We start from the raw sequence: 19,385 nt of genomic DNA, 5'->3' as shown, positions 1-19,385 counted from the left end.
GACATGTCCGGGCGAAAAACCTGTGGTCTTCCTTAAACCCGTAGGTAATTGGCATCACAATTGGTTCATCGTTCTCGCACATGTGGGTGGAAGTCTGCTTAGGCTTCGCGTCATGGCAGATGGTTCCGATACGACGCTGACGGCTGAACAGACCGCCGAGCAGGCCCCAAACGGCCTGGTCGCGGGCATCAAGTCGTTCGCCGTCGGGCACGGCGGGGCGAAGGCGGTCATCGAGTACGTCGGCAAGCGCGGCGCGCGGATCGTCCTCGTGGGTGAGGACGGTGCGTGGGCCGACCAGTTCGCCGACGACACCGACGTCGCGCGGCAGGCCTGCGCCAAGGCCGGGGTCGCCGTCGAGAACGCCTGGGAGCGTGAACTGATGGACCAGATGCGTCCGAGCAACGACCTCTGGCGGTCGATGGCCCGGCGCACGATGGCCCGTTGATCGACAGATGACCCACCACCAGTCGACCCGGGGGGAACCCCGGGTCGCTCTCGTCACCTGTACCGCGCTGGCCGACCTCGACCCGGACGACCGGCTCGTGCTCGCCCCGCTGGCCGCCCACGGCATCACCGCCGAGGTGGTGGTCTGGGACGACCCGACCGCCGACTGGTCGGCGTACGACCTGGTCGTGCTCCGCTCGCCGTGGGACTACGCGCTGCGCCGCGACGAGTTCGTCGCCTGGGCGCAGACCGTCCCGCGCCTCGTCAACCCGGCCGACGTGGTCGCCTGGAACACCGACAAGCGCTACCTGGCCGAGCTGTCCGCCGCCGGCGTGCCGACCGTCCCGACCACCTGGGTGGAGCCGGGGCGGGACTGGACGCCGCCCGCCGACACCGGCGAGTACGTGATCAAGCCGGCGGTCAGCGCCGGCAGCCAGGACACCGGCCGGTACGACCTGGCCAACCCGGCGCACCGGGAACTGGCCGAGGCGCACGTGCGGCGGCTCTCCGACGCCGGCCGGGTCGCCATGATCCAGCCGTACCTGGACGCGGTGGACACCGCCGGGGAGACCGCGCTGCTCTTCCTGGCCGGGCCCGGCGGCCTGGCGTTCAGCCACGCGATCCGCAAGGGTCCCATGCTGGTCGGTCCGGACCTGGGCGTCGCGGAACTCTACAAGCGCGAGGAGATCACGCCCCGGTCGACCACGCCCGAGCAACTCGCCGTGGCGGAGAAGACCCTGGCCGTGCTGCCCGGCGGCCCCGGGCGGCTGCTCTACGCCCGGGCGGACCTCATCCCGGGCCCGGACGGGTCGCCCGTCCTGGTCGAGTTGGAGCTCACCGAGCCCAGCCTGTTCATCGGGTACGCCGACGGCGCCCCCGACCGCCTCGCCGAGGCGATCGCCACCCACCTGAGCTGACCGTCTTCGGGTGCGTTTGTCGTCGCCGCGGCGACGACAAACGCACCCGTTCCTTTTGTCGCCCCGCCCGCTTACCGGCCCCGCCTGCCCCGCCCCGCTCGGCGCGGCCGAGATCCGCACAACGTCAGGGAAGTAGGGGCCACCACGCGCGCAGAGGCCACTACATCAGGGAAAATTGCGCGGAACTTGACCGCGGGGAGCGCGGCCGCCAGGAAGGTGGGCGGGTCAGGCGGCGGCGGTGGCGGGCTCGGGGGCCCGGGTGGGCTGCGGTGCCGGGGCGACCGGGCGGCGCTCCCGGGTCGACCAGAGCACGGCCAGGGTGGCCAGCAGCACCAGGCAGGAACCGAGCATGTGCGCGGCGACCAGCACCGCCGGCAGGTGGGTGAAGTACTGCACGAAGCCGATCAGGCCCTGACCCAGTTCGACGGCGACCAGCACCACGGCGGCCCGGGTGGCCCGCTCGGCCCCCACCGCGCGGAACGCGAAGACCAGCGCGACCGAGAGGCCGATCAGCAGGAAGACCCCGTCGGCGTGCACCTGCGAGATCGACTCCGGGTCGAGCCCGTTGCGCGCCGCGCCCTGGTCGCCGGCGTGCGGGCCACTGCCGGTCACCCAGGTGCCGATCACCAGCACCGCCGCGCTCACCAGCGTGGTGAGCGCGGCGAGGGTGCGCAGCGGCGCCGGCACGGTGGGGGTCGCCGGGACGTCCGGCTCGCCGGTCCGCCGCCAGAGGGCGTACGCGGCGGCGATCACCACCATCGAGGCGAGGAAGTGCAGCCCGACCACCCACGGGTTGAGGTTGGTCAGCACGGTGAACCCGCCGATCACCGCTTGGGCGGGGATGCCGAACAGCACGCCGACCGCGAGCGGCAGCAGCCCGCGCCGGCGGGGCCGCTGGGCCAGCACGGCGAGCACCACGGCGAGCGCGATGACGCCCACCGCGAAGGTGAGCAGCCGGTTGCCGAACTCGATCACCCCGTGCACGCCCATCTCGGGCGTGGTGGTGTACGACTCGTCGGTGCACCGGGGCCAGGTGGGGCAGCCGAGACCGGAGGCGGTGAGCCGGACCGCCCCGCCGGTGACCACGATCGCCACGTTCGCGATGATCGAGGCGTACGCGAGGCGGCGCAGCAGCGCGGGGGAGACCGGGAACCGGACGGAAGGCTTCACGGAGCGAATCCTACGCATCGTAGTGGTCCCCGATCGGGTGACTCCGGTACCCCGGTGTCGGGAATCACCGGGGTACCGGTTTGCAGGCCCCCCGGGAATTACGTAACGTTGCCGTTGTGAAAAACGCGGCGGCGCTCTCCGGGCAACCGCCGGCGACCGGGCAGGTCGCCGGCGACGGCCCCAGGTCGCGCCACGGCGTCAGGCGTGCCGAGGTGGAGTCGTCGCAGGCCGCGTCCGCCGATCTTTCCACCCGCGACCGGGTCACCCAGCTGCTGCTGGAGCGGGGCGCGACCACCGCCGCCCAGCTCGGCTCGGCGCTCGGGTTGAGCCCGGCGGCGATCCGCCGGCACCTGGACGCGATGCTCGCCGACGGCGACGTGGTCGCCCGGGAGCAGGTCGTCCGGGGCAGCCGGGGGCGGGGCCGCCCGGCCAAGGTCTTCGCGCTGACCGAGTCGGCCCGGGTGCGTTGCGGCACCCACCACTACGACAACATGGCCACCGCCGCGCTGCGCTGGATCGCCCGCACCGGCGGCCCGGAGGCGGTCGAGGCGTTCGCCGCCGAGCAGGTCTCCGCGCTGGAGGCCCGCTGCCGGGCCGCCATGGAGGACGCCGGCGACGGCCCGCTCGCGCGGGCGGAGGCGCTCGCGGGGGCGCTCACCGCCGAGGGCTACGCTGCCAACGCATCCACGATCGCCTCCGGCGGCCAGCTCTGCCAGCACCACTGCCCGGTGGCGCACGTGGCCGCCGAGTTTCCGCAGCTGTGCGAGGCCGAGACGGCGGTGATCTCCCGTCTGGTCGGCACCCACGTGCAGCGCCTGGCCACCATCGCACACGGCGACGGGGTGTGCACCACGCACATCCCGGCCCAGCCGCGTAAGTCCGGTAACACCGTCACCACTGTGAGGACAGATAGATGACCGAGCAGATCGTCCAGCCCCTGACCCAGGAGGAGCAGCTCGCCGCCCTCGGTCGCTACGAGTACGGCTGGGCCGACCCCGACGTCGCCGGGGCGTCCGCCCAGCGCGGCCTGAACGAGGCGGTGGTGCGGGACATCTCGGCCAAGAAGAACGAGCCGGCCTGGATGCTCGACCTACGCCTGAAGGGCCTGCGGCTGTTCGAGCGCAAGCCGATGCCGGCCTGGGGCGCCGACCTCACCGGGATCGACTTCAACAACATCAAGTACTTCGTCCGGTCCACGGAGAAGCAGGCCGCCTCCTGGGAGGACCTGCCCGAGGACATCAAGAACACCTACGACAAGCTGGGCATCCCCGAGGCGGAGAAGCAGCGGCTGATCGCCGGTGTCGCGGCGCAGTACGAGTCCGAGGTCGTCTACCACAAGATCCGTGAGGACCTCGAGGAGCAGGGTGTCCTCTTCCTCGACACCGACACCGCACTGCGCGAGCACGAGGACCTGTTCAAGGAGTACTTCGGCACGGTCATCCCGGTCGGCGACAACAAGTTCGCCGCGCTGAACACCTCCGTCTGGTCCGGTGGCTCGTTCATCTACGTGCCGAAGGGCGTGCACGTGGAGATCCCGCTGCAGGCCTACTTCCGGATCAACACGGAGAACATGGGCCAGTTCGAGCGGACGCTGATCATCGTCGACGAGGGTGCGTACGTGCACTACGTCGAGGGCTGCACCGCGCCCATCTACTCCTCGGACTCGCTGCACAGCGCCGTGGTCGAGATCATCGTCAAGAAGAACGCGCGCTGCCGCTACACGACCATCCAGAACTGGTCGAACAACGTCTACAACCTGGTCACCAAGCGCGCCGTCTGCCACGAGGGCGCGACCATGGAGTGGATCGACGGCAACATCGGTTCCAAGGTCACCATGAAGTACCCGGCGGTCTACATGACCGGCGAGCACGCCAAGGGCGAGGTGCTCTCGGTGGCCATGGCCGGCGAGGGCCAGCACCAGGACGCCGGCGCCAAGATGGTGCACGCCGCGCCGCACACCTCCTCGACCATCGTGTCGAAGTCGATCGCCCGGGGCGGCGGCCGCACCTCGTACCGCGGCCTGGTGCAGGTGCTGGAGGGTTCGCACAGCAGCCGCAGCACGGTCAAGTGCGACGCGCTGCTGGTCGACACCATCTCCCGTTCGGACACCTACCCCTACGTCGACATCCGTGAGGACGACGTGTCGATGGGCCACGAGGCGACCGTCTCCAAGGTCAGCGAGGACCAGCTCTTCTACCTGATGAGCCGGGGCCTGAGCGAGGACGAGGCGATGGCGATGATCGTGCGCGGCTTCATCGAGCCGATCGCCAAGGAACTGCCGATGGAGTACGCCCTGGAGCTCAACCGCCTGATCGAGCTCCAGATGGAGGGCGCGGTCGGCTGATCCCGGCCACCCCGACGACTGCTCCGGGTCGCGGCGCGGCGGAAGACGCGCCGGGCCGGAGTGGTCGCCCGGCGGGCCGGTCACACCGGCCCGCCGGACCCAGCACGAAACACCGCCGTCGCAGAACAGCAAGGAAGAGATGACTACCCAGGCTTCCGCGCCGCCCGCCACCAAGTCGCAGGCGCTCCGCTCGTACGACGTCGCCGACTTCCCGACCCTGACGGGCCTGGAGGAGGAGTGGCGTTTCACCCCGCTCAAGCGCCTGCGCGGCCTGGTCGGGGCGCAGGCCGCGACCGGCACGGTCCGCCACGAGTACGCCGACCTGCCCGAGGGCGTCACCGTCAGCCGGATCGGCAAGGACGACCCGCGGGTGGGCAGCGTGCTCACCCCGTTCGACCGGGTCAGCGCGCTGGCGTACGGCGGGGTCGAGCAGGCGCTGCTGGTGCAGGTCGCCCGGGACGCGGTGGTGACCGCGCCGGCGCGCCTGCGGGTGGTCGGCGAGGGCGCCGACAAGCTCGCCTTCGGCCACACCTTCGTCGAGGTGGGCCGGTTCGCCGAGGTGACCCTGGTGCTGGAGCACGCCGGTTCCGCCACCCTCGCCGACAACGTCGAGGTGGCGGTGGCCGACGGCGCGAAGCTGACCCTGGTCACCGTCGCCGACTGGGCCGACGACGCCGTCCAGGCGCAGCACCTCAAGGTGCGGCTGGGTCGCGACGCCAAGGTGATCCATGTGCAGGTCAGCCTCGGCGGTGACCTGGTCCGGCAGTACACCTCGGTGGAGTACGGCGACCGGGGCGGCGAGGCCGAGCTGTACGGCGTCTACTTCGCCGACTCCGGCCAGCACCTGGAGCACCGGCAGCTGGTCGACCACACGGTGCCGGACTGCCGCAGCTACGTCGGCTACCGGGGCGCCCTGCAGGGCGACAGCGCGCACACGGTCTGGGTCGGTGACGTGCTGATCCGGGCCGAGGCGACCGGCACCGACACGTACGAGATCAACCGGAACCTGCTGCTCACCGACGGCGCCCGGGCGGACTCCGTACCCAACCTGGAGATCGAGACCGGCGAGATCGCCGGCGCCGGCCACGCCAGCGCGACCGGCCGCTTCGACGACGAGCAGCTCTTCTACCTGATGGCCCGCGGCATCCCGGAGGCGGAGGCCCGCCGCCTGGTGGTCCGCGGCTTCTTCGCCGAGCTGATCAACAAGATCCCGGTCGAGGAGCTGCGCGAGCGGCTCGGCGACGCGATCGAGGCCCGTCTGACCAAGGCCGGCGCCTGATGATCAGGATCTGCGCGACCGAGGACGTGCCGAAGGGCACCGCGATCAGCGCCGACGTCGACGGCACCCAGATCGCGATCGTGCACGGCGAGGACGACAACTTCTACGCCGTGTACGACGAGTGCTCGCACGCCGCGGTGGCCCTATCCGAGGGCGAGATCGAGGGGTGCACGCTGGAATGCTGGCTGCACGGATCCCGTTTCGACCTGCGTACCGGTGAGCCCACCGGGCTGCCCGCGACCGAACCCGTTCCCGTCTATCCCGTCGAAGTCCGCGACGGCGACATCTACGTCAGCCTGACGCCGAGCAATGGAGTGACCCGATAATGAGCACCCTGGAGATCCGCGACCTGAAGGTGTCGGTCAAGCTGCCCGAGGGTGAGCTCAAGCCGATCCTGCACGGGGTCGACCTGGCTGTGAGGTCGGGCGAGACCCACGCGATCATGGGCCCGAACGGCTCCGGCAAGTCGACCCTGGCGTACTCGATCGCCGGCCACCCCAAGTACGAGATCACCGGCGGTTCGGTGACCCTCGACGGCGAGGACGTGCTGGCCATGTCCGTCGACGAGCGGGCCCGTGCCGGCCTCTTCCTGGCCATGCAGTACCCGGTCGAGGTTCCCGGCGTCTCTGTCGCCAACTTCCTGCGTACCGCCAAGACCGCGATCGACGGCGAGGCGCCGAAGCTGCGCACCTGGGCCGGCGAGCTGCGCGGCGCCATGGAGAAGCTGCAGATGGACCCGGCGTTCGCCCAGCGCAACGTCAACGAGGGCTTCTCCGGCGGCGAGAAGAAGCGGCACGAGATCGTGCAGCTGGAGCTGCTTAAGCCGAAGATGGCGATCCTCGACGAGACCGACTCCGGCCTCGACGTGGACGCGCTGCGCGTGGTTAGCGAGGGCGTGAACCGGGTCCGCGACACCGGCGACACCGGCCTGCTGCTGATCACCCACTACACCCGGATCCTGCGCTACATCAAGCCCGACTTCGTGCACGTCTTCGTGGCCGGCCGGATCGTCGAGCAGGGCGGCCCGGAGCTGGCCGACAAGCTCGAGGAAGAGGGCTACGAGCGGTACGTCGCCGGGGCCGGTTCGGCGCGGGCCTGAGAGCCGGAAGGACCGCGGATATGACCACCATCGCCATCCCGCCGGGAATGCCGCAGTACGACGACGTGCCACGTTACGACGTGGACGCGGTGCGCGCCGACTTCCCGATCCTGGACCGGGAGATCAACGGGCACCGGCTGGTCTATCTCGACAGCGCCAACACCTCCCACAAGCCGCGGCAGGTGCTCGACGTGCTCGCCGAGCACTACGCGCGGCACAACGCCAACGTGTCGCGCTCGGTGCACACCCTGGGCACCGAGGCGACCGAGGCGTACGAGGGGGCCCGCGCGAAGATCGCCGCGTTCATCAACGCGCCGAGCGTGGACGAGGTGGTGTTCACCAAGAACTCCACCGAGGCGATCAACATCGTGGCGTACGCGTTCTCCAACGCCTCGCTGCGCGCCGACGCCGACCCACGCTTCCGGCTCGGCCCGGGCGACGAGATCGTGATCTCCGAGATGGAGCACCACTCGAACATCGTCCCGTGGCAGCTCCTGGCGGAGCGGACCGGCGCCACCCTGCGCTGGTTCCCGGTCACCGACCACGGCCGGCTCGACGAGTCCGGGCTGGCGGACCTGGTCACCGAGCGGACGAAGATCGTCTCGCTGGTGCACACCTCGAACATCCTGGGCACGGTCAACGCGACCGCGCGGATCACCCAGCGGGTTCGCGAGGTGGGCGCCCTGCTGCTGCTCGACTGCTCGCAGTCGGTGCCGCACATGCCGATGGACGTGGTCGACCACGACGCGGACTTCATCGTCTTCACCGGGCACAAGATGTGCGGCCCGACCGGCATCGGCGTGCTCTGGGGCCGGTCGGAGCTGCTCGCCGCGATGCCGCCGGTGCTCGGCGGCGGCTCGATGATCGAGACGGTGACGATGGCCCGGTCGACGTTCGCCGCGCCGCCGGCCCGGTTCGAGGCGGGCACCCCGCCGATCGCCGAGGCCGTCGCGCTCGGCGCGGCCGTGGACTACCTCAGCGGGATCGGCATGCGTGCCGTCCAGTGGCACGAGAAGGAGCTGACGGCGTACGCGCTGGACGCCCTCGCCACCGTGCCGGGGCTGCGCATCTTCGGTCCGAACGTGCCGGTCGGCCGGGGCGGGACGATCTCGTTCGCGCTCGGCGACGTGCACCCGCACGACGTCGGGCAGGTGCTCGACTCGCTCGGCGTGCAGGTCCGGGTGGGGCACCACTGCGCGAAGCCGGTGTGCACCCGGTTCGGGGTGCCGGCCATGACGCGGGCGTCGTTCTACCTGTACACCACGACGGAGGAGATCGACGCGCTGGTGGCCGGTCTCGAGCAGGTGCGGAAGGTGTTCGACTGATGCAGCTCGACCAGCTCTACCAGGAGATCATCCTGGACCACTACAAGCACCCGCACGGCCGTGGCCTGCGGGAGGCGGCGGACACGGACGCCCGGGTCGGCGAGGCGCACCACGTCAACCCGACCTGCGGCGACGAGATCACCGTGCGGGTGACCACCGACGGCAAGGTGTTCACCGACATCTCGTACGACGGGATGGGCTGCTCGATCAGCCAGGCGTCGGCCAGCGTCCTGCACGAGCTGCTGCGCGGCCGGGCCGCGGACGACGCCTCCGTGGTGCACGACGCGTTCGTGGCGTTGATGTCCGGGCGTGGCCAGGTCACGCCGGACGAGGAAGTGCTCGGTGACGGGGTGGCGTTCGCGGGTGTCGCGCGCTATCCGGCCCGGGTGAAGTGCGCGTTGCTGTCGTGGATGGCGTTCAAGGATGCGGCGGCACGCGCCGGGGTGGGCGTGAGCCCGACGGAGGTAGAGGCATGAGCAGCGACGAGACCACCACGCCGGAGGCCGGCGCCGTGGCGACCGACGGCGCGGCGACGCCGGCCACCGGCGGGGCAGCCCCGGCCGGCAAGGCCGCGATCGCCGACATCGAGGAGGCGATGAAGGACGTCGTCGACCCGGAGCTGGGCATTAACGTGGTTGACCTGGGTCTGGTGTATGGCGTCCACGTCGACGACGAGAACGTCGCCACCCTGGACATGACGCTGACCTCGGCGGCCTGCCCGCTCACCGACGTGATCGAGGACCAGGCCCGGCAGGCGCTGACCACCGGCCCGGGCGGCGGACTGGTCAACGACATCCGGATCAACTGGGTGTGGCTGCCGCCGTGGGGCCCCGACAAGATCACCGACGAGGGCCGGGACCAGCTCCGCTCCCTCGGCTTCAACGTCTGACCCGACCGATCACCGCTATCGAGCGCGGCGCCCTCCGGGGCGTCGCGCTCGACACGTTTTCGCCGCCCCTGTCCGCCCGGCCCGCCAACGTCACGCTCGATCCTGGATGTGGTGGCCTCGGGGCGATGCCAGGCCCCCACATCTAGGAATTAGTGCGATCTCGGGTGCCAGGTGCCGGGTGCCGGGTGTGCGGGGCGCGGAGCGCGGGAAATGCGGTGGCGGGGCAGGGGAAGAGGGGCGCAGGATGACCGGGTGATCGAGGCGTACCCGAAGCAGGTTCCTGTCCGCGCGGCGACCGTCGCGCGTCGACAGCGCACCGTGCCCGGGTCCGCCTCGACCCGCCTTCGACCGTCGTGAGCGGGGCGTTCCTCGCCGGCTTGGTCGCCGGCTACGGCGTCGCCATTCCGGTCGGCGCGATCGCGATCCTCATCCTCGGGCTGAGCGCGCGTACCGGGTTCCGGGTCGGCGCGGCGGCGGCGCTCGGGGTGGCCGCCGCCGACGGCCTCTACGCCGCAGTGGCGGCCCTCGGCGGCGCGGCGGTGGCCGGCTGGCTCGCGCCGTTCGGCGGACCGCTGCGGTGGGTCGCCGCCGGGGTGCTGCTCGCCCTCGCCGGGCACGGGGCCTGGCGAGCGTTGCGCCCCGCTGTCCCGGCTCGGGCGGCCGTCGGGCGGGGTGGCCTGGACACCCCGGTGCGGGCGTTCACCGCGATCCTCGCGCTGACTCTGCTCAACCCGGCCACCGTGGTCTACTTCGCGGCCCTGATCCTCGGTCGCGGCGAGGTGGGCGGTTCGGGCCCGCGTGCCGCCCTGCTCTTCGTCCTCGGGGCGTTCCTCGCCTCGGCCAGCTGGCAGTTGGTGATCGCCGGGGGTGGCACGCTGATCGGTCGGGCGCTCACCGGTGCGCGTGGGCGCCGGGTGACCGCGTTGCTGTCCAGCGCCATCATCGCGGCGCTCGCCGTCGCCACCCTGCTCAGCGGGTGACGAGTCACTGGCCATCATGGACGGTTGGAATATGACAGTCTCATGACGGAACCGCTGCAGGTCTGTGACACGGGCATCGTGCGAACCGGCAGTTCAGCCGACCGAAAGCACGGTTTTTGCTCCCGTCTCCGACCTCCGGTGCTCAGTCGTCGGGTGGGCCGCCCCGGCGCGGGGTGACGGTGACCTGCGCCGATACCCGCCCGCCGGGCGGGCACCGGACGCCGTCCTGGCAGAGCCGCCTCCGCTTTCCGGGTGATGTTCGAAGTCCGTCGTGCGCCTAGGGTCTCTGACCAATTCGTAAATCACTCGCGTACGCCCGGTCACCCCCGGGGGGCGCGGGTCGGTTCCACCCTCCACTGAGCAGGGAGACGACTTGAGGATCACTCTGGTACGTCCGCCGCGCGACCGGAAACCGGACAGCCGGTCGCGGCGCGGGCGGATCGCTGCCCTCCTGGTCGCCGTGCTGGCCGCGGCGGCGCTGCCGGCCCTCGCGGCACCCGCGCCGGCCTCCGCCGCACCGTCCGGCAACGGTCCGTGGCACAAGGTCGACGGCAAGCCGGCGCCGACCAAGGCGGGCCGGAAGGCCGCCGTCAAGGCCGAGCGGCTGGCGGCGTACACGCTGGACCGCGGCAGCATGAAGAGCCTGCTGGACAAGGCGCCGGCGGAGCAGCGCCGCGGCCTGGCGCGCGCCGCGCGGCAGGTGGTGTCGCTGCCGGCGCCCGACGGGACGTTCCAGCGCTTCGAGCTGGTCGACTCGCCGGTCATGGAGGCCGGTCTGGCCGCCGCGCACCCCGAGATCACCACGTACGCCGGCAAGGGCCTGGACGACCCGAGCGCGACCATCCGGGCGGACCTGACCCCGCTCGGCTTCCACGCCTCGGTCCGCTCGGCGACCGGCAACTGGTACATCGACCCCTACTACCACCTCGACCAGAGCCTGTACGCGAGCTACTTCGCCCGTGACCTGGAGAACCCGCACGGCGAGTTCGTCGAGCGGGAGGACGTGGAGTCCGCGGCGCACGCGCTCGAGGACGAGGTTGCCGCGGCCCAGGCGGAGGTTCCCGCCGGACCGCTGGTGAAGCTGCGCACCTACCGGGTGGCGCTGGTGACCGACCCCTCCTACGCCACCTTCTTCGGCGCGGAGAACGTCACCGCCGCCAAGGTCACCCTGATGAACCGGGTCACCCAGATCTACGAGGACGAGACTGCGATCCGGCTCGTCCTGATCAACGACACCGACAAGACCAACCTGAACACACCGGCGCTGGCCACCGAGCCGAACGGCCCGTGCGGTGCGGCGGCCTGCTTCACCACGGCGCAGCTCAGCTCGTGCGGCAGCGGCACCCTCAGCCGTAACCGGATCGTGCTCGGCCAGCTCGTCGGCGCCAGCAACTACGACGTGGGCCACATCGGCCTGGGCGTGAACGGCGGCGGCGTGGCCAGCCTCGGCGTGATCGGCGGCAACAGCAAGGCGCAGGGCTGCACCGGCCTGCCGACGCCGATCGGTGATTTCTACGCGGTGGACTACGTGTCGCACGAGATGGGTCACCAGTTCGCCGGTAACCACACCTTCAATGGCACGCAGTACAACTGCTCGGGTGGCAACCGCAGCGCGGCGAACTCGTACGAGCCGGGCAGCGGGTCGTCCATCATGGCGTACGCCGGCATCTGCCAGCAGGACAATCTTCAGCCGCACAGCGACCCGTACTGGTCGCACCGCAGCTACACCGAGATCACCACGTATGTCACGTCGAGCCGTGCGGCGATCAGCGAGGTGCAGACCGTCTCGCTGTACGACTACGACACCAACGGTGACTCGTTCACCGTCAACTACGCCGGCAACGACTCGGCGTCGATCGTGCGGGGAGTCAACTACACCACCGCCGGTATCAAGGCCGCCATCGAGGGGATCGCCGGCTGGCCGGCCGGCGCGACCGTCACCGTGGCCGCCTTCGGCGGCAGCGGCACGCTGAACGACACCGGTTTCCAGGTGACCTTCGGCGGCACGCTGGCCAACACCAACGTGGCGTCGCTCGCGCTCACCAACTTCTCCGGTGCCTCCGGTTTCGTCGGTGAGACGGCCAAGGGCGGCGCCATCGACAACGGCGGCCACGTGGTCGAGGAGACCGCCAACCACGCCCCGGTGGTGACCGTGCCGGGCACCGTCACCATCCCGGTGCGTACCCCGTTCGCGTTGACCGGCAGCGCCACCGACTCCGACGGCGACACGGTGACGTACCTGTGGGAGCAGAACGACCGGGGCGCCAGCGCCGGCACCGCGCTGGTGAACAACACCAAGACCAACGGTCCGCTGTTCCGGGTGTTCGGCGAGGCGGCGTACGTGTCGCCGAGCGACACCCTGAAGTACCACTCGCCGGGTCAGAACGCGGTGACCACCAACTCGACCCGGGTGTTCCCCGACATGAAGCAGATCCTGGCGGGCAACACCAACGCCAAGACGGGCGCCTGCCCGGCCGCTCCGGCGCCGCCGCCCACCGGGGGCGCCTCGAACGTGCCGACCGAGCTCGTCGACTGCTACTCCGAGTTCCTGCCCACCCGGGACTGGGTCGGCTTCACCAACGACCGGACCATGCACTTCAAGCTCACCGCCCGGGACGGGCGGCTGGGCGGCGGCGGCGTCGGCAGCGCCGACGTGGCGGTCGTGCTGGCCCCGAACGCCGGTCCGTTCCTGGTCACCTCGCAGGGCACCGCCGCCGTCCTGGACGGCGGCTCGACCCAGACGGTGACCTGGGACGTGGCCGGCACCGACGCGGCGCCGGTGAACGCCAGCCAGGTGAAGATCTCGCTCTCCGCCGACGGCGGGCTGACCTTCCCGTACGTGCTGGCCGGGCAGACTGCGAACACCGGCACCGCGACGGTGACCCTGCCGAACGTGGCGACCAAGCAGGCCCGGATCAAGATCGAGGCGATCGGCAACATCTTCTTCGATGTCAACGACGCCGACTTCACCATCCGGTCCGCCCCGGTGGTCTCGAACGACGCCCCGGCCGGTGGCGCGCGTGTCCAGTACAGTGACGCGCTCTCGCCGTCGGTCACCATCACCGCGACCGACGGCGACACCGCCGGCGCGGCCCTGACCGCGTCCGCCGCGGGGCTGCCCGCCGGCCTGTCCCTGGCCGTGTCGGGCACCTCCGCGGCGGACGCCCTTCCTGGTACCCGGAGCTGGACGGTCACCGGCACCACCACGGCGGCCCCGGGTGACTACCCGGTCACCGTGACGGTGTCCGACGACGCCGGCCTGGCCGGCAGCACCTCGTTCACCGTCACGGTCACCGCCGAGGACGCGGCGGCGACCTGGGCCGGCGACACGCTGGTGACCACCGCCACCAGCGGTGCCGCCGGCAAGGCCCTGCTGCGGGCCGTCGTCCAGGACAGCTCGGTGCTGCCGGCGGCGACGGACGCCACCGCGGGTGACATCCGCACCGCCACGGTCACCTTCACCGAGGGTGGCGTGCCGCTCTGCACCGGCGTGCTGGACCTGCTCGGCACGGACACCACCAGCGCATCCGCGGCGTGCGAGGCCACCCTTTCGGAGGGCGCGCACACCGTCACCGCGACGGTCGGTGGCAACTACACCGGCAGCACCACCGCGCAGGTGACGGTCGCCGCCTCCGACGGCGGGTTCCTCACCGGTGACGGCGATATCACCGTCACCCGCTCGGCGGGGGCGTACCCGGCCGACACGAAGTCGAAGGTCGCGGTGGACCTGACCGCGAAGCCCGCCACGGCCAACAAGGCCGCCTCGGGCCAGGCTGAGATCGCGTTCCGCTCCGGCGGAAAGTCCTACACGATCAAGGCCGGCACGGTTGACGGGCTCGGGGTCACCTCGGCCGGCAAGGTAGCCCAGGTGCGTTACCAGGCCAGCCTGTACGACAGCAACGGCAAGCTGGTCGCCAGCGGCCTGACGCTGGCGGTGACGGTGACCGACCGGAGCGCCCCGGGCCGGGACGACACCGTCGCGGTCACCCTGTGGAACGGCGGTGCCCTGCTCTTCTCGTCCGACTGGACGGGGAACGGGACCGCCGAGGTCAACCTGACGAGTGGCAACCTCACCGTCCACTGACCGACCGGTAGCGCGGGAGGACGCCGACCTCGGTGTCCTCCCGCGTTCCATTTCCCGCCGTGCCGGGAAGATGTCCGATGCCGTACCGTCGTCGCATGAGCAGTCGACCCGCGGCCGGGGGCGGCCGGTGGATCGAGCTGGACCCGACCCGCGTCGCCCGCTGGGTCGAGGGCTTCGCCGACCGGCACGGCCCACCCACCACCACCGTCCAGGGGTACGGCCTGCTGCTCGCCGCCCCGGACGGCGCGACCGCCGAGCTGCACACCCCGCCCGGCGTCCCGCCGGGCGCAGACGTACCCGGGTTCGTGGCCGCCGCCGGCGCGCCTCGCCGGCTTGGCCTGCTGCTGGCCCGCAAGGGCGCCGTGGCGGTCGGCGTCGCCGAGGGGACCGAGCTGGTCGTCTCCAAGGTGGACACCCGCTACGTGCAGGGCCGCACCGCCGCCGGTGGCTGGTCGCAGCAGCGCTTCGCCCGGCGGCGGGACAACCAGGCCAAGGCGGCCCTGGGCGACGCGGTGGAGCTGGCGGTACGCCTGCTGCTGCCGGCGGCGGGGACCCTGGCCGCCCTGGTGGGCGGTGGTGACCGCCGGGCGGTGGACACCGTGCTGGCCGACCGCCGGCTGGCCCCGCTTGCAGCGCTGCGCGCCGATCGGCTGCTCGACGTGCCGGAACCCCGGCACGCGGTGCTGGTCAACGCGATCGCCGCGGCCCGCGCGGTGCACGTCCTGGTCCGCGACCGCGACCACGACCGCGACTGACCTGCCCTGGCCGTCAGAGGGTGCCGCCGAAGGTGTCGCAGGCCTTCGGGTCGCCGGTGGAGTAGCCCTTGGTGAACCACTGCTGGCGCTGCGCGGACGTGCCGTGGGTGAACTCGTCCGGGTTCACCGGCCGCCCGGCCCGCTTTTGGATCGCGTCGTCGCCGATCTTCTCGGCGGTGTCGATCGCCTGCTGGATGTCCTGGTCCGTGATGCTCTTGAAGATTTTCTGGCCCTGCGCGTTCGAGGTGCCGGTGGCGTTCTTCGCCCAGGCGCCCGCGTAGCAGTCGGCCTGCAGCTCCAGCTTCACCGAGAGCGCGTTGGCGTTGTTCGGGTCGCGCTGCTGCTGGCGGCGCATCTGCGCCTCGGTGCCGAGCAGGTCCTGCACGTGGTGCCCGTACTCGTGGGCCAGCACGTACGGCTGGGCGAACTCGCCCTCCGCGCCGAGTTGGTCGGCCAGTAGGCGGTAGAAGGTGAGGTCGATGTAGACCAGGTCGTCGGCCGGGCAGTAGAACGGTCCGACGCCGGAGTCGGCCCGGCCGCAGCCGGTGCTCACCGCCTGGCTGAAGAAGACCGTCCTGGAGGGCTGGTACTGCTCGCCGAAGACCTCAGGCATGGCCGTGCGCCAGTACGCCTGGATCGAGTTCACGTAGAGGGTGTTGCGGCAGTCGAGCTGCTTGAGCGCGTCCTGCGCCGAGCATTTCTGCTCCAGCGCGGTGTTGTCGCCCTGGTCCGAGCCGCCGCCGTTGGTCGCCGCGTTGAGGCCGAAGCCGCCGCCGACCAGGGCCACGAGGACGGCGATGATGATGCCCACGATCCCGCCCCGGCCGCCGCCGATCGGGATCGGAATGCCCATCCCGCCGCCTCCGCCGGACCCTCGCCGATCCTCCACCTGGCTGGTGTCGATCCGCGCGTTCTCGTTCAGTTCCATGTTGACCCCGATCACCGATCGTCCGTGTGTGGTGGCTGCGGTACCGGAATGGGTCCGGACGGCGTTTCCGGTACCCGATGATCTTGCCCGGTAATCCGGCGGGACGGGAGCGCCACGCCCGGTACACTTGCCTCCGTGCTGCGCTGCGAAGGCTGAACGGCCCCGCGCCGACGGGAACTGGTGACCCGCCGGCGCTTTCGCGTGCCCTGAGTCAGCCCTTCCGGACCCCGAGAGCGAGTACCTCGAAATGATCACTGCCACCGGCCTGGAACTGCGCGCCGGTTCCCGGATCCTGCTGTCCGACACCACGCTGCGGGTGCAGCCGGGTGACCGGATCGGCCTGGTCGGCCGTAACGGCGCCGGCAAGACCACCACGCTCAAGGTGCTGGCCGGGGAGGGGCAGCCGTACGCCGGGCAGATCGACCGGCGCAGCGCGATCGGCTACCTGCCGCAGGACCCGCGTACCGGCGACCTGGACGTCACCGGACGGGACCGGGTGCTCTCCGCCCGCGGCCTGGACGTGCTGATGGCGCAGATGAAGGAGCTGGAGGCGAAGCTCGCCGAGGGCGCCGACGACGAGCGCCTGGTCCGCCGCTACGGCGCCCTGGAGGACCAGTTCGCCTCGCTCGGCGGGTACGCGGCCGAGGCCGAGGCGGCCCGGATCTGCGCCAACCTCGGGCTGCCCGACCGGGCCCTGGCGCAGACCATCGGCACCCTCTCCGGCGGCCAGCGGCGCCGCATCGAGCTGGCCCGGATCCTGTTCCGGGACGCGGGCGAGAACGGCGGCGGCATCCTGCTGCTCGACGAGCCCACCAACCACCTGGACGCCGACTCGATCACCTGGCTGCGCGGCTTCCTCGCCAACCACAAGGGCGGCCTGATCGTGATCTCCCACGACGCGTCGCTGCTGGAGGCGGTGGTCAACAAGGTCTGGTTCCTGGACGCCACCCGGTCCGTGGTCGACGTCTACAACCTGGGCTGGAAGGCGTACCTGGAGGCGCGGGAGACGGACGAGCGGCGCCGCCGCCGGGAGCGGGCCAACGCCGAGAAGAAGGCCGGCGCCCTGATGGCCCAGGCCGACAAGATGCGGGCCAAGGCGACCAAGACGGTGGCTGCGCAGAACATGGCCCGCCGGGCCGAGAAGCTGCTGAGCGGCCTGGAGGAGGTACGCGTCGCGGACAAGGTGGCGAAGGTGCGGTTCCCCACCCCGGCGTCGTGCGGCAAGACCCCGCTCACCGCGTCCGGCCTGTCCAAGTCGTACGGGTCGTTGGAGATCTTCACCGACGTCAACGTCGCGGTGGACCGCGGCTCCCGGGTGGCCATCCTCGGCCTCAACGGCGCCGGCAAGACGACCCTGCTGCGGATGCTCGGCGGCCTGCTGGAGCCGGACACCGGCGAGGTGCGCCCCGGCCACGGGCTGCGGCTCGGCTACTACGCCCAGGAGCACGAGACCCTGGACGTGGAGCGGACGATTCTGGAGCACATGCGCAGCGCCGCCCCGGAGCAGAGCGACACCGACCTGCGCAAGATCCTCGGTGCGTTCCTCTTCTCCGGCGAGGACGTCGACAAGCCGGCCGGGGTGCTCTCCGGCGGCGAGAAGACCCGGCTGGCCCTGGCCACTCTGGTCTGCTCCGGCGCCAACGTGCTGCTGCTCGACGAGCCGACCAACAACCTCGACCCGGTCAGCCGGGAGCAGGTGCTCGACGCGATCGCCCGCTATCCCGGCGCGATCGTGCTGGTCACCCACGACCCTGGCGCGGTGACGGCGCTGAAGCCCGACCGCGCCATCCTGCTGCCCGACGGCGACGAGGACGCGTGGAGCGACGATCTTCTCGAACTCGTCGAACTGGCCTGATCCGACCCCGGGCAGCCGAGCAGATCAGTCACCCGAGGGAGCGGACGGATCGGCCGGCCGGACGGCTCACCATGATCCAGCCGGGCGGGGCCACCTAACCGGTCAGTAGCATCACTCTATCGGGAAGCTGACATTGCATAGCGTGTCGGTTGGCGATTAGTTGATATCTGGCGCATGATCGTTCGAGGCGGTCTAATAGGTGGGACCGTATCCGAACCGCACAGTCTGGGACGTGAGGGATCAGCATGGCAGCCACCGGCACAGCCACCAGCACTGAGAAAGGTCGCCGGATCGTCGGAGCCGAGCGCCAGACGCTCGCCAAGGACCTGGTAAAGCGGTACACCTCGGGTGAGAGCATCCGTGCGCTCGCGGCCTCGACCGGCCGTTCCTACGGGTTCATCCACCGGGTGCTGACCGAGTCCGGGGTGCAGCTGCGGCAGCGTGGCGGTGCCCGGCGTCGCAAGAAGGCGTGACCCGCTCACCAGCGTCGTCCATCAGCGTTGTACTCCGGATGGTCCCGTGACCTCCGCAACGACCGGAGTGCGACTCGACTGCGACGGGCCGGTTGCGACGGTGACGTTGTGCCGGCCCGACGTGCTCAACGCGCAGACCCCGGCGATGTGGCGCGCGATGAGCGAATTCTCCCGCGATCTGCCCGGCGACGTCCGGGTCGTGGTCGTACGCGGCGAGGGGCGGGCCTTCTCCGCCGGTCTCGACCTGTCGGTGGCCGGTGCCGCCGGCCCGGGCTCCTTCGCCGAGCTCGCCACGCTGCCGGAGCAGGAGTGCGCGGACCGGATCGCCGATTTCCAGGCCGGCTTCACCTGGCTGCACCGCCCGGACGTGATCTCCATCGCGGCCGTGCAGGGGTACGCGCTCGGTGCCGGGCTCCAGCTCGCCCTCGCCTGTGACCTGCGGGTGCTCGCCGAGGACGCCGTGCTCTCGATGGCCGAGGTGACCCTCGGACTGGTGCCCGACCTGGCCGGCACCAAGCGCCTGCTCGATCTGGTCGGCTACTCCCGGGCCCTGGAGATCTGCGCCACCGGTCGCCGGATGGACGCCGCCGAGGCGGACCGGATCGGGCTGGCCACCCTCGTGGTGCCGACCGCCGAGCTGGACGCCACCGTGCGGGACCTGGCCGCCGGCCTGCTGGCCAACAACCGGGACGCGATCGTGGAGATCAAGGCGCTGCTCGCCGGCGCCGCCGGGCGCAGCCACGCGGAGCAGCAGCGGGCCGAGCGGGAGGCGCAGACCCGCCGACTGCGCGACCTGGCCGGGCGGGGAGAATAGTAAGGACCGTACGGGAAGATCCGGGTTAC

At 71.3% G+C, this 19,385-nt stretch carries 18 protein-coding genes; 16 read left to right on the top strand and 2 right to left on the bottom strand.

The window, feature by feature from the left end; all coding sequences use genetic code 11:
- Positions 1-112 precede the first annotated feature (112 nt).
- Positions 113-445, top strand: a complete 333-nt coding sequence (locus A6A27_RS29850; RefSeq protein WP_073837977.1) for a hypothetical protein — start codon at positions 113-115, stop codon at positions 443-445.
- Between the two features lie 7 nt (positions 446-452).
- Positions 453-1,361 carry an ATP-grasp domain-containing protein gene (locus A6A27_RS29845; RefSeq protein WP_073837976.1) on the top strand — a complete coding sequence of 303 codons (909 nt, stop codon included), beginning with the start codon at positions 453-455 and terminating at the stop codon, positions 1,359-1,361.
- A 225-nt stretch (positions 1,362-1,586) separates the two neighbouring features.
- Here A6A27_RS29845 and A6A27_RS29840 read toward each other — a convergent pair whose 3' ends face one another.
- Positions 1,587-2,549 carry a COX15/CtaA family protein gene (locus A6A27_RS29840; RefSeq protein WP_073837975.1) on the bottom strand — a complete coding sequence of 321 codons (963 nt, stop codon included), beginning with the start codon at positions 2,547-2,549 and terminating at the stop codon, positions 1,587-1,589.
- 98 nt (positions 2,550-2,647) lie between these two features.
- Between A6A27_RS29840 and A6A27_RS29835 the strand changes: the two genes are divergently transcribed.
- The 11 genes from A6A27_RS29835 to A6A27_RS29785 all read left to right on the top strand — a co-directional run bounded on the left by A6A27_RS29835 (position 2,648) and on the right by A6A27_RS29785 (position 15,286).
- Entirely contained in the window at positions 2,648-3,448 is an 801-nt protein-coding gene (locus A6A27_RS29835) for a helix-turn-helix transcriptional regulator (protein ID WP_073837974.1), read from the top strand.
- Complete coding sequence (gene sufB / locus A6A27_RS29830) at positions 3,445-4,875, top strand: Fe-S cluster assembly protein SufB (protein WP_073837973.1); 1,431 nt, start codon at positions 3,445-3,447, stop codon at positions 4,873-4,875. Before A6A27_RS29835 ends, sufB begins: the two co-directional genes overlap by 4 nt.
- Positions 4,876-5,014: 139 nt before the next feature.
- Positions 5,015-6,154 (top strand): Fe-S cluster assembly protein SufD, encoded by a 1,140-nt coding sequence (sufD, locus tag A6A27_RS29825; protein ID WP_073837972.1) that lies wholly within the window; start codon positions 5,015-5,017, stop codon positions 6,152-6,154.
- A complete protein-coding gene (locus A6A27_RS29820; RefSeq protein ID WP_073837971.1) occupies positions 6,154-6,480 on the top strand; it encodes a non-heme iron oxygenase ferredoxin subunit in 327 nt (108 codons plus the stop codon). Before sufD ends, A6A27_RS29820 begins: the two co-directional genes overlap by 1 nt.
- Positions 6,480-7,253, top strand: a complete 774-nt coding sequence (gene sufC / locus A6A27_RS29815; RefSeq protein ID WP_073837970.1) for a Fe-S cluster assembly ATPase SufC — start codon at positions 6,480-6,482, stop codon at positions 7,251-7,253. Before A6A27_RS29820 ends, sufC begins: the two co-directional genes overlap by 1 nt.
- A 20-nt stretch (positions 7,254-7,273) precedes the next feature.
- Positions 7,274-8,578, top strand: a complete 1,305-nt coding sequence (locus tag A6A27_RS29810) for a cysteine desulfurase (RefSeq protein ID WP_073837969.1) — start codon at positions 7,274-7,276, stop codon at positions 8,576-8,578.
- Entirely contained in the window at positions 8,578-9,054 is a 477-nt protein-coding gene (sufU, locus tag A6A27_RS29805; RefSeq protein WP_073837968.1) for a Fe-S cluster assembly sulfur transfer protein SufU, read from the top strand. Before A6A27_RS29810 ends, sufU begins: the two co-directional genes overlap by 1 nt.
- Positions 9,051-9,467, top strand: coding sequence for a metal-sulfur cluster assembly factor (locus tag A6A27_RS29800; protein ID WP_073837967.1), 417 nt, complete (start codon positions 9,051-9,053; stop codon positions 9,465-9,467). The genes sufU and A6A27_RS29800 overlap by 4 nt, the downstream gene beginning before the upstream one ends.
- 353 nt (positions 9,468-9,820) lie before the next feature.
- Positions 9,821-10,447, top strand: a complete 627-nt coding sequence (locus A6A27_RS29795; protein ID WP_073837966.1) for a LysE family transporter — start codon at positions 9,821-9,823, stop codon at positions 10,445-10,447.
- A gap of 373 nt (positions 10,448-10,820) precedes the next feature.
- A complete protein-coding gene (locus A6A27_RS29790; RefSeq protein WP_241825518.1) occupies positions 10,821-14,531 on the top strand; it encodes a M12 family metallo-peptidase in 3,711 nt (1,236 codons plus the stop codon).
- 95 nt (positions 14,532-14,626) lie between these two features.
- Positions 14,627-15,286: an acVLRF1 family peptidyl-tRNA hydrolase gene (locus tag A6A27_RS29785; RefSeq protein WP_274534601.1), complete on the top strand. Its 660-nt coding sequence runs from the start codon at positions 14,627-14,629 to the stop codon at positions 15,284-15,286.
- Between the two features lie 13 nt (positions 15,287-15,299).
- Here A6A27_RS29785 and ypfJ read toward each other — a convergent pair whose 3' ends face one another.
- Positions 15,300-16,214 carry a KPN_02809 family neutral zinc metallopeptidase gene (gene ypfJ, locus A6A27_RS29780; RefSeq protein WP_073837998.1) on the bottom strand — a complete coding sequence of 305 codons (915 nt, stop codon included), beginning with the start codon at positions 16,212-16,214 and terminating at the stop codon, positions 15,300-15,302.
- A 247-nt stretch (positions 16,215-16,461) separates the two neighbouring features.
- On the opposite strand from ypfJ, the gene A6A27_RS29775 reads away from it, so the two are divergent.
- The 3 genes from A6A27_RS29775 (at position 16,462) to A6A27_RS29765 (ending at position 19,356) form a co-directional block, all read left to right on the top strand.
- Entirely contained in the window at positions 16,462-18,069 is a 1,608-nt protein-coding gene (locus tag A6A27_RS29775) for an ABC-F family ATP-binding cassette domain-containing protein (protein ID WP_073837964.1), read from the top strand.
- Positions 18,070-18,314: 245 nt separating this feature from the next.
- Entirely contained in the window at positions 18,315-18,542 is a 228-nt protein-coding gene (locus A6A27_RS29770; RefSeq protein WP_007462679.1) for a helix-turn-helix domain-containing protein, read from the top strand.
- Positions 18,543-18,588: 46 nt separating this feature from the next.
- Positions 18,589-19,356 (top strand): enoyl-CoA hydratase/isomerase family protein, encoded by a 768-nt coding sequence (locus A6A27_RS29765; RefSeq protein ID WP_073837963.1) that lies wholly within the window; start codon positions 18,589-18,591, stop codon positions 19,354-19,356.
- The last annotated feature ends 29 nt before the right edge of the window (positions 19,357-19,385 follow it).

This window comes from Micromonospora sp. CB01531, from assembly GCF_001905095.1.
Lineage (GTDB): Bacteria > Actinomycetota > Actinomycetes > Mycobacteriales > Micromonosporaceae > Micromonospora.
Note: the sequence above shows the minus strand (reverse complement) of the source record. Positions and strands in the feature narration are given on the sequence as shown.

Excerpts from the sequence above, each read along its gene's own strand:
- A6A27_RS29850 (WP_073837977.1), top strand. The coding sequence starts at position 113 with ATGGCAGATGGTTCCGATACGACGCTGACGGCTGAACAGACCGCCGAG.
- A6A27_RS29845 (WP_073837976.1), top strand. The coding sequence starts at position 453 with ATGACCCACCACCAGTCGACCCGGGGGGAACCCCGGGTCGCTCTCGTC.
- A6A27_RS29840 (WP_073837975.1), bottom strand. The coding sequence starts at position 2,549 with ATGCGTAGGATTCGCTCCGTGAAGCCTTCCGTCCGGTTCCCGGTCTCC.
- sufB (WP_073837973.1), top strand. The coding sequence starts at position 3,445 with ATGACCGAGCAGATCGTCCAGCCCCTGACCCAGGAGGAGCAGCTCGCC.
- sufD (WP_073837972.1), top strand. The coding sequence starts at position 5,015 with ATGACTACCCAGGCTTCCGCGCCGCCCGCCACCAAGTCGCAGGCGCTC.
- A6A27_RS29820 (WP_073837971.1), top strand. The coding sequence starts at position 6,154 with ATGATCAGGATCTGCGCGACCGAGGACGTGCCGAAGGGCACCGCGATC.
- sufC (WP_073837970.1), top strand. The coding sequence starts at position 6,480 with ATGAGCACCCTGGAGATCCGCGACCTGAAGGTGTCGGTCAAGCTGCCC.
- A6A27_RS29810 (WP_073837969.1), top strand. The coding sequence starts at position 7,274 with ATGACCACCATCGCCATCCCGCCGGGAATGCCGCAGTACGACGACGTG.
- sufU (WP_073837968.1), top strand. The coding sequence starts at position 8,578 with ATGCAGCTCGACCAGCTCTACCAGGAGATCATCCTGGACCACTACAAG.
- A6A27_RS29800 (WP_073837967.1), top strand. The coding sequence starts at position 9,051 with ATGAGCAGCGACGAGACCACCACGCCGGAGGCCGGCGCCGTGGCGACC.
- A6A27_RS29785 (WP_274534601.1), top strand. The coding sequence starts at position 14,627 with ATGAGCAGTCGACCCGCGGCCGGGGGCGGCCGGTGGATCGAGCTGGAC.
- ypfJ (WP_073837998.1), bottom strand. The coding sequence starts at position 16,214 with ATGGAACTGAACGAGAACGCGCGGATCGACACCAGCCAGGTGGAGGAT.
- A6A27_RS29775 (WP_073837964.1), top strand. The coding sequence starts at position 16,462 with ATGATCACTGCCACCGGCCTGGAACTGCGCGCCGGTTCCCGGATCCTG.
- A6A27_RS29770 (WP_007462679.1), top strand. The coding sequence starts at position 18,315 with ATGGCAGCCACCGGCACAGCCACCAGCACTGAGAAAGGTCGCCGGATC.